Annotated in this window: 12 protein-coding genes; 6 read left to right on the top strand and 6 right to left on the bottom strand. The window is 61.4% G+C overall.

Translation table 11 applies throughout. The features are described from left to right. The first annotated feature begins 191 nt into the window (after window positions 1-191). On the top strand, window positions 192-1,637 hold the full coding sequence (locus DU505_RS09285; RefSeq protein ID WP_114478712.1) for an NAD-dependent succinate-semialdehyde dehydrogenase: 1,446 nt from the start codon (window positions 192-194) through the stop codon (window positions 1,635-1,637). Between the two features lie 34 nt (window positions 1,638-1,671). Then, the gene (gene gabT, locus DU505_RS09280) at window positions 1,672-2,964 is read left to right on the top strand and encodes a 4-aminobutyrate--2-oxoglutarate transaminase (protein WP_114478711.1); all 1,293 of its coding nucleotides are present in this window, start codon (window positions 1,672-1,674) and stop codon (window positions 2,962-2,964) included. A gap of 84 nt (window positions 2,965-3,048) precedes the next feature. Here gabT and katE read toward each other — a convergent pair whose 3' ends face one another. The 4 genes from katE to DU505_RS09260 all read right to left on the bottom strand — a co-directional run bounded on the left by katE (window position 3,049) and on the right by DU505_RS09260 (window position 6,723). Continuing rightward, entirely contained in the window at window positions 3,049-5,199 is a 2,151-nt protein-coding gene (gene katE / locus DU505_RS09275) for a catalase HPII (protein WP_114478710.1), read from the bottom strand. 304 nt (window positions 5,200-5,503) lie between these two features. Beyond that, complete coding sequence (locus DU505_RS09270; protein ID WP_114478709.1) at window positions 5,504-5,746, bottom strand: GlsB/YeaQ/YmgE family stress response membrane protein; 243 nt, start codon at window positions 5,744-5,746, stop codon at window positions 5,504-5,506. A gap of 99 nt (window positions 5,747-5,845) precedes the next feature. Further along, window positions 5,846-6,400 (bottom strand): DUF924 family protein, encoded by a 555-nt coding sequence (locus DU505_RS09265; RefSeq protein WP_114478708.1) that lies wholly within the window; start codon window positions 6,398-6,400, stop codon window positions 5,846-5,848. A 32-nt stretch (window positions 6,401-6,432) separates the two neighbouring features. Further along, entirely contained in the window at window positions 6,433-6,723 is a 291-nt protein-coding gene (locus DU505_RS09260) for a helix-turn-helix domain-containing protein (protein ID WP_245947860.1), read from the bottom strand. A gap of 278 nt (window positions 6,724-7,001) precedes the next feature. On the opposite strand from DU505_RS09260, the gene DU505_RS09255 reads away from it, so the two are divergent. Continuing rightward, on the top strand, window positions 7,002-8,012 hold the full coding sequence (locus DU505_RS09255; RefSeq protein ID WP_245947859.1) for an extracellular catalytic domain type 1 short-chain-length polyhydroxyalkanoate depolymerase: 1,011 nt from the start codon (window positions 7,002-7,004) through the stop codon (window positions 8,010-8,012). Between the two features lie 100 nt (window positions 8,013-8,112). Here DU505_RS09255 and gdhA read toward each other — a convergent pair whose 3' ends face one another. Further along, the gene (gene gdhA, locus DU505_RS09250) at window positions 8,113-9,465 is read right to left on the bottom strand and encodes an NADP-specific glutamate dehydrogenase (RefSeq protein ID WP_114478707.1); all 1,353 of its coding nucleotides are present in this window, start codon (window positions 9,463-9,465) and stop codon (window positions 8,113-8,115) included. Between the two features lie 472 nt (window positions 9,466-9,937). Next, window positions 9,938-10,099 carry a DUF924 family protein gene (locus tag DU505_RS22545; RefSeq protein WP_181872780.1) on the bottom strand — a complete coding sequence of 54 codons (162 nt, stop codon included), beginning with the start codon at window positions 10,097-10,099 and terminating at the stop codon, window positions 9,938-9,940. A gap of 131 nt (window positions 10,100-10,230) precedes the next feature. On the opposite strand from DU505_RS22545, the gene DU505_RS09245 reads away from it, so the two are divergent. From DU505_RS09245 to DU505_RS09235, 3 genes are all read left to right on the top strand, one after another. Next, complete coding sequence (locus tag DU505_RS09245) at window positions 10,231-10,422, top strand: hypothetical protein (protein WP_114478706.1); 192 nt, start codon at window positions 10,231-10,233, stop codon at window positions 10,420-10,422. A 166-nt stretch (window positions 10,423-10,588) separates the two neighbouring features. Then, the gene (locus DU505_RS09240) at window positions 10,589-11,590 is read left to right on the top strand and encodes a GlxA family transcriptional regulator (RefSeq protein ID WP_114478705.1); all 1,002 of its coding nucleotides are present in this window, start codon (window positions 10,589-10,591) and stop codon (window positions 11,588-11,590) included. An 18-nt stretch (window positions 11,591-11,608) separates the two neighbouring features. Beyond that, entirely contained in the window at window positions 11,609-12,787 is a 1,179-nt protein-coding gene (locus DU505_RS09235) for an MFS transporter (protein WP_114478704.1), read from the top strand. The last annotated feature ends 6 nt before the right edge of the window (window positions 12,788-12,793 follow it).

Here is a 12,793-nt window from a genome sequence, read left to right as displayed (position 1 = left end):
CATTCTGTCGCGACGGAAAGGGCGCGGTCATGTCGCGCCAACAGGAAATCGGCGCCTAGTGTAGCGGAAAGAGACGCGCGCGCCGATGGCCCAGGACACGAAAAAGCAGCACGGCAAAGGGGAGGACTTGGCGAAGCGTTTTAAATAATGCACACTCCAAAGACAAGATAATCAACGCCCCTGGAGCCCCCATGCCTCTCCCTGCAGATTCCATCATCGACAAGGCTTACATCGCCGGACAGTGGCGCGACGGCCCTGATCGCTTTGCCGTGACCAACCCCGCAACCGGCGAGGTACTCGCCGAGGTGGCGGATCTCGACGCGGACGCCGCCCGGGATGCCGTGGCAGCGGCAGATGCCGCCTGGCCCGCCTGGCGCAGGCAGACCGCCAAGCAGCGCGCCGCCCTGCTGCGGGCCTGGTTCGACGCCATCATGGCCAACCAGGAAGCGCTGGCCCGGCTGATGACCCTGGAGCAGGGCAAGCCGCTGGCCGAATCCATGGGTGAGGTCGCCTACGGCGCCTCCTTCGTGGAATTCTACGCCGAGGAAGCCAAGCGCATGGCCGGCGAGACGCTGCCCAGCCACGGCGCCGACAAGCGCGTCCTGGTGTTTCGCGAACCGATCGGTGTCGTGGCGGCGATCACGCCGTGGAACTTCCCCCTGGCCATGATCACGCGCAAGTGTGCCCCGGCACTCGCCGCGGGCTGCCCGGTGGTGATCAAGCCCGCCGAGGCCACCCCGCTGACCGCCCTGGCCCTGGCGAAGCTGGCCGAGGACGTGGGCTTCCCCGCCGGTGTGCTCAACGTGGTCACGGCAAGCTCCCCCGCCGCCATCGGCGAGGTCCTCACCACCGATCCGCGCGTGCGCAAGGTCTCCTTCACCGGCTCCACCCCGGTGGGCAAGCGCCTGCTGGCCCAGTGCGCCGGCACCGTCAAGAAGGCCTCCATGGAGCTGGGCGGCAACGCCCCCTTCATTGTCTTCGACGACGCCGACCTGGACGCCGCGGTGGAGGGCGCCATCGCTTCCAAGTACCGCAACTCGGGCCAGACCTGCGTCTGTACCAACCGGCTGCTGGTGCAGGATGGTGTCTATGATGCCTTCCTCGACAAGCTGGCTGCCAAGGTGGCACAGATGAAGGTGGGCAATGGCCTGGAAGACGGCGTGATGCAGGGACCGCTGATCAACCGGGCCGCGGTGGAGAAGGTCCAGGCGCACATCGCCGATGCCCTGGAAAAGGGCGGCCGGCTGGTCTGCGGCGGCAAACCCCATGGCCTGGGCGGCACCTTCTTCGAGCCCACCGTGATCGCCGATGTCACCGCCGAGATGCGCGTGGCGACCGAGGAGACCTTCGGACCGCTGGCGCCGGTCTTCCGCTTCGATAGCGACGAAGAGGCCATTGCCATGGCCAACGCCACCGAATTCGGCCTGGCGGCCTATTTCTACGCCAGGGATTATCGGCGCATCTGGCATGTCATGGAGGCACTGGAATATGGCATGGTGGCGGTTAACGAGGGGATTCTCTCCACCGAACTGGCCCCCTTCGGCGGCGTCAAGGAGTCGGGCCTGGGCCGCGAAGGCTCACACCACGGCCTGGATGAATTCACTGAACTAAAATACGTCTGTGTCGGCGGCCTTTGATCGCCCACGACGTCTTTCCAAGGAGACAGGTTTGATGAATAACGCACAGCTCAACGAACTCAAGCAGCGCTATGTCGCCAATGGCGCCGCCAGCCCGGCGACCCAGTTCGCCGATCGCGCCGAGAATGCGCTGATCTGGGATGCCGATGGCAACCGCATCATCGACTTCGCCGGCGGCATCGGCGTGCTCAACATCGGCCATCGCCACCCCAAGGTGGTCGAGGCGGTGAAGGCACAGCTGGACAAGGTCATGCATACCTGCCAGACGGTGATGCCCTACGAAGGCTACGTAAGGGTGGCCGAGAAGCTCAGCCAGGTGACCCCTGTGCGCGGTCACGCCAAGGTAATGCTGGCCAACTCCGGCGCCGAGGCTCTGGAGAACGCCGTCAAGATCGCCCGCGCCGCCACCGGCAAGAACAACGTGATCTGCTTCGACGGCGGCTACCACGGTCGTACCTTCATGACCATGGCAATGAACGGCAAGGTCGCTCCCTACGCCACCGACTTCGGGACCATGCCGGGCAATGTCTTCCGCGCGCCCTATCCGGTCCCCTACCATGGCGTCAGCGAGGACGAGGCGCTGCGCGGCCTGAAGATGGCACTCAAGACCGACGCCAACCCGAAGGACACCGCCGCCATCGTCTTGGAGCCCGTACTCGGTGAAGGTGGCTTCTACCCGGCGCCGGCCAGCTTCCTCAAGGCGATCCGCGAGATCTGCGACGAGTACGGCATGCTGATGATCGTCGACGAGGTCCAGAGCGGCTTCGGGCGCACCGGCAAGATGTTCGCCATCGAGCACAGCGGGGTCGAGCCGGACATTATCACCATGGCCAAGAGCATGGCCGACGGCATGCCGATCTCCGCCGTGGTGGGCACCGACAAGCACATGGATGCCTCCGGCCCCAACTCCCTGGGCGGCACCTATACCGGCAGCCCCACTGCCTGTGCGGCGGCACTGGCGGTGCTTGAGGTCTTCGAGAGTGAAGATATCCTGGGCAAGAGCCAGGCGCTGGGCGACAAGCTGGCCAAGCGCTTCGCCCAATGGCAGGAGGACTTCGACTGTGTCGACAACGGCCGCAACATGGGCGCCATGGCAGCACTCGACCTGGTTTCCAACAAGGCAAACCATACCCCGGATGCCGACCTGGCCGGTGCGCTGTGCAAGAAGGCCCGCGAGAAGGGGCTGGTCCTGCTCTCCTGCGGCCTGTACGGCAACACCATCCGCTTTTTGATGCCCGTCACCATCGAGGACGAAGTTCTCGAAGAGGGCCTGGCCATCGTCGAGGAGTCGCTCAAGGAGCTGGTGGGCAGCAAGGCCACCGCCTGATCGACACCTGACGTCGAAAAAACGCCTCACCGGCCACGGCCGGTGAGGCGTTTTTTGCGTGCCCTACTGTCTAACGCCCTAGGCTCAGGCCGGCATATCATTGGCCTTGGCATCACGCGCCCAGACCCGGTGCTGCCCCAGGGCCTGGCTGAACGGGGTGAAGATATCGTCCACCGTGCCGCCCAGCACGATGCCCTCCTCCCCGGTGGGCACATCGGCGGCGGCCAACAACGCCTTTCCTTCACCTACGGCGGCAATCACCTTCAGGTGCTTGTAGGCCTCCTGCACGTAGTAGCGGCCAAGCCCGGACTCGGACAGGGCTGTCGCGCTCTGGTCACCACCCGCCACGATCACTGCATCCACCGCCACCGACGGCATGCCGTTGAGCATGGCGTCCGGCGTCACGGCCTGGCCATTGGCGCCTTTGACCGGCGCCATGGTCGGCGCGATGACGAGGCCTTCGGCGCCTTCGGCGGAGAGCTTCTGCTTGATCGCCTCGACCTGCTCGGCATCGACGCCATCTGCCACCAGAATGGCTACCTTGCGGTACCGGATATTGCCCGGGAGGCGCGCCATCAGGCTCAGGGCAGGCGATTCGGAAAGCGAACTTCTGCCCAGCTCCTCTGCCGGGGCGGGCTTGCTGCTGGGGGTTTCCATGCCGTGCATCTCGCCGACCCGACGCGCCAGCTCCAGGTCGATGTTGGGCAGGATCTCCTGAATCACCCGCTCGCGAATCCAGGGCCGCTGCACCTTTGAGAGCTCGAAGGCGTAGGCGGCGATGATGTGCTCCTTCTCCACGTCGGTCTGGCTGTTCCAGAACAGCGTGGCCTGGGAGTAGTGGTCGCCGAAGGAGTCGCTGCGCGCACGTATCTTGTGGGCATCGATGCGCTCGTGATGGCTTTCGAAACCGCCATTTTCCGGCGCCGGCGGGGTCTCACGCGGCCAGCCGCCATCGATGGAGTTGGGCTCGTAGGAAGCCTGCCCCTTGTTGATGGTCTGGCGATGCATGGAGTCTCGCTGGTTGTTATGAAACGGACAGACCGGCTGGTTGATGGGGATCTCGTGGAAGTTCGGCCCACCGAGACGCAGCATCTGGGTATCGAGATAGGAGAACAGCCGCCCCTGCAGCAGCGGGTCGTTGGAGAAATCGATGCCAGGCACCACATGAGCGGGATTGAATGCCACCTGCTCGGTCTCGGCGAAGTAGTTGTCCGGGTTGCGGTTGAGCACCATCTTGCCGATCAGGGTAACCGGCACCACCTCCTCCGGAATGATCTTGGTGGGGTCGAGGATATCGAAATCGAAGCTGTGCTCGTCTTCCTCTTCCACCACCTGGATACCCAGTTCAAACTCGATGACATCGCCGTTCTCGATGTCCTCCCACATCATGCGGCGGTTGAAGTCGGGATCGCGGCCCCACAGTTTCTGCGCCTCATCCCAGATCAGCGAGCAGGTACCGGCCAGCGGCTTCCAGTGGAACTTGACGAAGCGCGACGTGCCCTGCTTGTCGATCAGGCGGAAGGTGTGCACCCCGAAGCCTTCCATGTTGCGGTAGTGCCGCGGGAAGCCTCGATCCGACATGGTCCACAGCACCATGTGGGCCGACTCCGGCATCAGCGAGACGAAGTCCCAGAAGGTGTCATGGGCGGACTGGCCCTGGGGAATCTCGTTGTGGGGCTCCGGCTTCACCGCGTGGACGAAATCGGGGAACTTGATCGCATCCTGGATGAAGAATACCGGCATGTCGTTGCCGACCAGGTCCCAGACACCCTCGTCGGTGTAGAACTTGGTGGCGAAGCCGCGCACATCACGCACGGTATCGTTGGAACCTCGTGCGCCCTGCACCGTCGAGAAGCGCACAAAGACCGGCGTCTTCTTGCCCGGATCCTGGAACAGCCCCGCCTTGGAGTACTGAGCGGCGTTGTCGTAGGGCTGGAAATAGCCGTGGGCCGCGGCACCACGGGCATGGACGATACGCTCGGGGATGCGCTCGTTATCGAAATGGTTGATTTTCTCGCGGAAGGCGAAGTCTTCCATCAGGGTAGGGCCACGCTCACCGGCTTTCAGCGAGTTGTGGTTGTCCGCAATTCGCGTGCCATGATTGGTGCGCAGGTCATGCCCTGTGGCATCGCTACGGTACTTTTCCAGGTTCTCCGACTTGCTCTGTTCGTCGGTCTTGAAGTCCGTATCGTTGGCTTCACCACTATTGGGATTGGTATGGGGATTTTTCGCCATGTCACGCTCCTGTGGCAGTGTCGTTCCATCGGTTTCTACCCGCTTCGATTGAAAGGTAGTCCGGCATCGACTCGCTGCCAATCAGCTCAGGTTATACGTACAAAAGATAACGTTTATCGCGTTAAAGTCCGTCCGTCGACGACCGACACTCGATGAGGAAGCCTGGCGACATCCGCCCTCCTCATTCGGCTTTGGACAGGCCCAGGCAGACGAAGGCACGTCACGGTGAGTAACGTCACGGCCAGACGCAAGACGGCCCGGTAAATACCGGGCCGTCTTGCGTCCAGTCAGGGCAATTGTCGAGCTACGCCTCCCTGACCTTCGAGATGATCCACAACAGCACCACGGCGCCCACGGTCGCAGTCACCAGCGAGCCGATGAATCCCCCGGCCTGCAGGCCCAACAAGCTGAACAGGAATCCCCCGATCACCGCACCCACGATACCCACGCCGATATTGGCCAGAATACCGAAGCCACCGCCACGCATGATGTTGCCGGCAATCCAGCCAGCGAGACCACCGATAATCAGCCAAGCGATCAAACCCATATCGTCTCTCCTTCCTTGTAGTGATGCCAGAGGTGGTGATGCCCGAATGCTCGGATGTTCCCAATGGTGCCTCAGTAGGGTGCCACGGGGAAGTGTCGCTCAGAACGAAGAGCCGGGCTCCAGCAGAAAGGCCAGCTCTTCACCGGTGGATTCGCGCCCGAGAATGGCGTTGCGATGGGGGTAGCGGCCGAAGCGCAGGAGAATATCCCGGTGGCGCTGCTCGAAGTTCAGGTTGTCCTCCAGGCCCGGCTGATCGAACAGGCGCATAGCTTCGTCGTGAACCCTGAGCGACTCGCTGTGCATATAGGGCATGTAGAGAAAGGCGCGTTCGCTCACGTCGAGCTCCAGGTCCAGGCCCTGCGCCACCGCCTCCTGAGCGAGCACCAGTGCCATGGAATCCTGAGCAAAGGCAGCCGGCAGGTCGCGGTACAGATTACGGGAGAACTGGTCGAGCACCAGGATCTCGGCCAGCCGCCCCGTGACCGATCGACGCCACGTCCACAGCTCGCCGGCCGCGGCCGCACGGTGCAAGCCCAGGAAGCGCTGGCCGATCTGTGCATCGAGTTCGATATCCTTGCGAAACCACTGTCCGGGGGAAAGCTCATCGAACCAGTAGCCGACGACGACGTCGGCATTTGGTAGCGTATCGCCCATATCACATCCTCGCTGTTCAGGTAGCGCTCACCCTAGCCGCATTCGGTTCGGTTATGGCGGCCTGATATGATCACAGTAGCACTCTGGCGGCGTTCTCCCCAGCAAGCCCCCATCAACGCCCGGGAGCCGGCATGCCCCCTCAGGAACTGATCGACATGTTCACCCTGGTCTTCAACCTGATCGGCCTGGCGATCTGTCTGGTCGGGCCTGCTGATGCTCCCCCGATGGTTGGAAATAAGGCCGGTTCTCTGCAGCTTTCCGGCAGATTCGGTGACACTCTTTCGACGCACGCCCAGCATGTTTTCGATTAGCTCCTGGGTCATTCGCAGCTCGTTGCTCGACAAGCGATCCAGACTTAACAACAGCCAGCGGCAGTCCGACAAGAGCATGCAGTCGACAAACACGTCGAATAATTGATTTTGATTGCTCGAGAAGAAAGTCGTAGCTTGCAGAGTCTTTTTGGAAGAAGGCCTGATAGCGTCAAATTATTATGTTCGCTAACGCACAGAGGAGTTCTCGAAGGTCGAGTAACATGGTTTTCAAAGCATGGTATAGGAGCAGCCTATCAATGGATGTCTCACCATAAATCAGAGAGTTTATAATGAACCTTATGGATCCCAATACGTATATGGGCGGAAGCAACAACCAGAATGACCATCTGGAAAACCTGAACGAATTAGGAACAAACCAGCGCGCCTTATATATGGGCGGAAGCAACAGCCAGAATGACCGTCTGGTGGACTTGAATGAATTCGGGTCGAACCCGGGCGCCTTGAATGCCAAGATCTATATACCGGAGGACTTGCCTACGGGTGCACCGCTCGTCGTCGTGCTGCATGGTAGCGATCAGACAGCTGCTGACTATGACGTGGGTGCCGGCTGGTCTGACATTGCTGACCTATATGGTGTTGCATTGCTTTTCCCCGAGCAGCAGCGCGTGAACAATTTGACGCTCAGTTTCAATTGGTTCGAGCCTGACGACTGCCATCGCGGCGCTGGCGAGCCGCTCTCCATTTTGCATATGGTTGAACAAGTGGTCAGCGATCATGGCATCGACCGTCAGCGCATCTTCATCACAGGGTTGTCAGCTGGCGGTGCCATGACGTCAGTCATGCTTGCGACCTACCCGGAAATTTTTGCTGGCGGCGCTATCATCGCCGGTTTGCCGTACGGCGGTGCTGACACACTCCCTGAGGCCCTACTCCGAATGAAAGGTCTTGGATACCCAACAGCGCAACAGCTTGAAACACGGTTGCGGGATGCCTCTATGCATGAGGGACCGTGGCCAACACTGTCGGTCTGGCACGGAAGCGGTGACCGTACGGTTAATGCCTCGAACGCCAATGCAATCCTCGGACAGTGGCGCGGGATTCATGATCTTGAGAAAAAGCCATCAAGCACGAACATCGTTAATGGCTATCCCCGACGAGTCTGGAGTGATGCCGAGGGTCGAGAACTCATTGAAGAATACAGCATTACCGGTATGGGCCACGGCACACCGCTGAAGACATATGGTAAAAACAGTTACGGCTCGCGCGGCGACTACATGCTTGAAGTGAATATCTCTTCCACGCACCACATTGCTGACTTCTGGGGATTAAGTGCGACTTGAAGTCCAGGGTGGGTCTGGCAAGCGCGGAAACAATACCAACCACTTATAATGGTGTAGCGCTTGGTTTTCTGGTGGGGTGGCAGCGGGCCGTGAGGCCAACTCAGACTATGCCCTGCTCGATCATTGCATCTGCCACCCTGCGGAAGCCGGCGATGTTGGCGCCGAGCACCAGGTTGGTGGGATCGTCAAACTCGGCGGCAGTCTCGGCACATTGCCGGTGAATGTTCGTCATGATCTCTTTAAGTTTGACGTCGACCTTTTCCATCGGCCACTGCGCCATGCTGCTGTTCTGGGCCATCTCCAGCTGGCTGGTGGCTACGCCGCCCGCATTGGCCGCCTTGCCGGGGCCGTAAGCTACCTTCGCTTCCAGAAAGCGGTCCACGGCAGCAGTGGAAGACGGCATATTGGCCCCCTCGCTGATGCAAGTCACACCGTTGGCAAGTAAGGCCTCGGCGTCAGCCTCGGTCAGTTCGTTCTGGGTGGCGCTGGGGAACGCCACGTCACCCTCGATCCGCCAGACCGCGTGACCGTCGGCCGGGTAATCGGCGACAGGCTGGTAGCTGGCCTCGGGATGAGTCTTCAGGTAGGCCTCCAGCGATACGCGATTGTCCTCCTTGAGTACCTTGAGCAGGGCTAGGTCGATGCCGCTGGCGTGATGGAGGGTTCCGCGCGAGTCGGAGCAGGTGACGGGAATCGCGCCTAGCTCATGGAGCTTCTCGATGGTGTAAATGGCCACATTACCGGCACCGGAGACCAGGCAGGTCTTGCCTTCCAGGGTCTCGCCGCGGGCCTTGAGCATGTTCTCGGCGAAGTAGACTGTGCCGTAGCCGGTGGCCTCCTTTCGCCCGAGTGAACCGCCCCAGTCCAGGCTCTTGCCGGTCAGAACCCCCTCGTAGCGGCCGGTCAGGCGTTTATACTGTCCATAGAGGAAGCCGATCTCACGGGCGCCCACGCCGATGTCGCCCGCCGGTACGTCGGTGGTCGGGCCGATGTGGCGATAAAGTTCTGTCATGAAGGACTGGCAGAAGCGCATGACCTCGACGTCAGACCGGCCTTTGGGGTCAAAGTCCGACCCGCCCTTGCCGCCGCCGATGGGCAGCCCTGTAAGAGCATTCTTGAAGATCTGCTCGAAGCCCAGGAACTTGATGGTGCCCGAGGTGACGCTGGGGTGAAAACGCAGCCCGCCCTTGTAGGGGCCGAGGGCAGAGTTGAACTGAACGCGGAAACCCTTGTTGACCTGTACCTTGCCGGCATCGTCGACCCAGCAAACACGGAACAGGATCTGGCGCTCCGGTTCTACGAGACGCTCGATGATGCCTTGTCCGAGGTAGTGGGGACTACGCTCGAAGAGCGGGCGCAGGCACTCCAGCACCTCCTCGGCGGCCTGGTAGAACTCGGTCTGGGCCGGGCTGCTTCTGCGCAGGGCCTCGAGTACTTCGTGGACATAAGGCATGGGATGGTTCCTTTTCAGTCGAATCGATCCGGCCGCATCATCGGTGACCTGACACCCCTTCCACTAGCGTCGCCAACTTTCGACCGGAATTGGCCATAGTGGGCTACGCAGAGTAGAACACCCCAGCATTCTCAGGTATTGCCTCAGCACCACGGCATTGTTTGAATCGCCCCGAGTTTCGTAGACACCTCCAGACCTTATACTGAATGCACCCCGATAGACCTCATGCATAGCATATGTTACGGGAGAGTTCGTATCTGTGCGCTGGCGTACATGGTGCCCATCATGTTGATTCCGGCTCATTCATCAGGATGTAAAACTAGGGTTTTGAACTCAGTCATTGCCGTTACCGGGCAGCATTACCAGCCTCGGGCAGCTTGGTAACCGGTTGGCTTACACCTGAACCGACTTTCGTTTTTTCATAACTTCTGGAAATTATGACGGCCGTTGGCGCAGCCGTGACCGATCGACGCTACGTCCACAGCTCGCCGTCCGCGGCCGCACGGTGCAAGCCCAGGAAGCGCTGGCCGATCTGTGCATCAAGTTCGATATCCTTGCGAAACCACTTTCCGAGGGAAAGCTCATCGAACCAGTAGCCGACGACGACGTCGGCATTTGGTAGCGTATCGCCCATATCACATCCTCGCTGTTCAGGTAACGCTCACCCTGGCCGCATTCGGTTCGGTTATGGCGGCCTGATATGATCACAGAAGCACTCTGGCGGCGATCTCACCAGCAAGCCGCCATCAACGCCCGGGAGCCAGCATGTCCCCTCAGGAACTGATCGAAATGTTCACCCTGGTCTTCAACCTGATCGGCCTGGCGATCTGTCTGGTCGGGCTGACCCTGGCCCAGCGCATGCGCCATCGGTGGCCGGGCTATGCCATGGCCGTCGCCGGCTTCCTGGTCGCCGCCCTGCCGCTCTTCTACAAGATGTGGCTAGGCATGACAGCATGAGGTATCTGCGCGGTAAATCCTCTGCGAGGTCGAGCCCAGCCAGTGTCAGCGGTCAAGACCATGTCTTTATTGGTGGGAATAGAGTCATTGCAGACATATTCACCAGGACCGACACTCTTACTCGATAGCGATCATGCTCGCGTGATGCCTTGAGAAGAGTCCTGCCATGCCTCGCACCCTTGCCATACTGGCCTACCCTGGCTGCCAACTGCTGGATATCAGCGGCCCATGGCAGGTCTTCGCCACCGCCAACGAACTCGGCGGCGACAGCCTCTATACCTTGCACCTGATCGCGGCACAGCCGGGACCCGTAGTCAGCAACAGCGGCCTGACCCTTCAAGCCGATATCGCCTGGGGTGCTCTCGCGACGCTGGAACCGATCGACACGTTGCTGGTTGCCGGTGGCCGCGGCGTCATGGCGCAGTGTCAAGACACGACGCTTCTCGAGGTGCTTCGCCAGCAGTCCGGGACGGTGCGTCGGTTGGGTTCAGTCTGCAGTGGCGCCTTCCTGCTCGCCGCGGCGGGATTGCTGAATGGCCGTCAGGCCACTACCCACTGGCGACATTGCCAGCAGCTAGCCAATGATTATCCCGATATCGACGTGCAAGGGGATGCCCTGTATCTCGAGTCGGGCGGGATCTATAGCAGCGCCGGGGTCACCGCGGGCATCGATCTTGCGCTGGCCCTATTGGAAAACGACCACGGCAGCGACCTCGCCGGCCAGGTGGCGCGGGAATTGGTGCTGTTTCTGCGACGTCCCGGCGGACAGTCACAATTCAGCGAAATCCTGGCCAGTCAGAACAGGGCAACGGGTTCGCTGCGACGCTTGCTCGACCGGCTTCACGCCGACCCCGGAAGGCCGCATCGACTGGGCGAGATGGCAGACTACATCTCCGTGTCACCACGCCATCTGTCACGGCTCTTTCGCCGTCAGCTGGACACGACACCCGGTGCCTACCTGACCCGGCTGCGGCTGGAGCAGGCACGTCTAAGCCTTATCGAGAACCACGGACCGCCACCCCTGGAGCGCCTGGCTCGGCAGTGGAGGCTGGGTGGGGCCGAACAGCTGCGCCGGCTATTCCTGCGCCACTATGGCGTTTCCCCCAGACAGTATCACCAGCGCTTCGGCCCTGGTAGCGCCTCGACTGCCCGTGACGACAGCATCTGATTAACAAGGACATAACCCATGCCCCTCAGTGTCACGTTACTCTCCCTCTGCCAGGCGCTGCTGATCAGCGGCAATATCCTGCTGATCGCCGTTTCGCCGTTGATAGGCGCCAGCCTGGCGCCCTCCCCGGCCTGGTCCACCGCGCCGGTGGCTACCCAGTGGCTAGGATTGATGTGCGCCACCATCCCCGCCTCGCTGATCATGGCCCGTCTGGGGCGCAAGCGGGGCTTCATGCTGGGCAACGTCATGGGGCTGGTTGGCGTGGGCGTCGTCGTCCAGGCATTGACTGGCGATCACTTCGCACTCTTCATGCTGGGCACCTGGCTGATCGGTATCGGCATCGGCTTCGGCCAGCTCTACCGCTTCGCCGCCGTGGAGGCCGCGCCCCTGGCGCTACGCGACCGTGCCATTGGCCTGGTCATGGGCGGCGGCGTGCTGGCCGCTTTCTTTGGCCCCTGGCTGGCCCGCGTCAGCCGAGAACTCACTCAAACACCCTTCCTCGGCAGTTTCCTCGGCCTCGGGGTGCTCTATCTGGTCGCCCTTGTCATCCTGCTACTGATACGACTCCCGCCTCCCGAGGTCACCCACGGAGAAGGTAACGCGCGTCCGCTGGGTGAGATCATGCGCCAGCCGGTGTTCCTCGTCGCCGTGGTCTCGGCGCTGGTGGGCTACGGGGTCATGAACCTGGCCATGACGGCAACACCGCTGGCCATGGCCGATGCCGGCCATCATTTCGATCACGTTGCCACCACCATTCAATGGCATGTACTGGCCATGTTCCTCCCTTCGTTCGTCACCGGTCATCTTACCGCCCGTTTCGGTCCTCATCGCATGATCGCCACCGGCTGCCTGCTGCTGGTGGCATGCGGCATAGTGGCGCAGTTCGAAGCGGGCGTGGCGGGCTTTCATGCTGCACTGATCCTGCTCGGGCTAGGCTGGAACTTCACTTTCCTGCCGGCTACCGGTCTACTCACCGAAACCTATCGCCCGGTCGAAAAGGCACGCACTCAGGCCGCCAACGAATTCCTGGTGTTCTCTACCGTAGCCTTCACGGCCTTGCTCGCCGGGCCACTGGCCAGCATGCTGGGCTGGTCACTGCTCAACGCCCTGCTGATCCCCCTGTCACTGGTACCCATCACCTTATTGGCCTGGCAACGCCTTGCCAGACGCCCCCAACGCCCTCACATTAGCGGCTGAGCTTGC

Origin of the sequence: Billgrantia montanilacus (assembly GCF_003336675.1) — a bacterium.
Classification (GTDB): domain Bacteria; phylum Pseudomonadota; class Gammaproteobacteria; order Pseudomonadales; family Halomonadaceae; genus Halomonas; species Halomonas montanilacus.
This window is presented reverse-complemented; position numbering and strand designations above follow the sequence as displayed.

Bases quoted from the DNA above. Each gene is read 5' to 3' on its own strand.
- DU505_RS09245 (WP_114478706.1), top strand. From the start codon at position 10,231: ATGTCCCCTCAGGAACTGATCGAAATGTTCACCCTGGTCTTCAACCTG.
- DU505_RS09285 (WP_114478712.1), top strand. From the start codon at position 192: ATGCCTCTCCCTGCAGATTCCATCATCGACAAGGCTTACATCGCCGGA.
- DU505_RS09235 (WP_114478704.1), top strand. From the start codon at position 11,609: ATGCCCCTCAGTGTCACGTTACTCTCCCTCTGCCAGGCGCTGCTGATC.
- DU505_RS09240 (WP_114478705.1), top strand. From the start codon at position 10,589: ATGCCTCGCACCCTTGCCATACTGGCCTACCCTGGCTGCCAACTGCTG.
- DU505_RS22545 (WP_181872780.1), bottom strand. From the start codon at position 10,099: ATGGGCGATACGCTACCAAATGCCGACGTCGTCGTCGGCTACTGGTTC.
- DU505_RS09260 (WP_245947860.1), bottom strand. From the start codon at position 6,723: ATGACCCAGGAGCTAATCGAAAACATGCTGGGCGTGCGTCGAAAGAGT.
- DU505_RS09270 (WP_114478709.1), bottom strand. From the start codon at position 5,746: ATGGGTTTGATCGCTTGGCTGATTATCGGTGGTCTCGCTGGCTGGATT.
- DU505_RS09255 (WP_245947859.1), top strand. From the start codon at position 7,002: ATGAACCTTATGGATCCCAATACGTATATGGGCGGAAGCAACAACCAG.
- katE (WP_114478710.1), bottom strand. From the start codon at position 5,199: ATGGCGAAAAATCCCCATACCAATCCCAATAGTGGTGAAGCCAACGAT.
- DU505_RS09265 (WP_114478708.1), bottom strand. From the start codon at position 6,400: ATGGGCGATACGCTACCAAATGCCGACGTCGTCGTCGGCTACTGGTTC.
- gdhA (WP_114478707.1), bottom strand. From the start codon at position 9,465: ATGCCTTATGTCCACGAAGTACTCGAGGCCCTGCGCAGAAGCAGCCCG.
- gabT (WP_114478711.1), top strand. From the start codon at position 1,672: ATGAATAACGCACAGCTCAACGAACTCAAGCAGCGCTATGTCGCCAAT.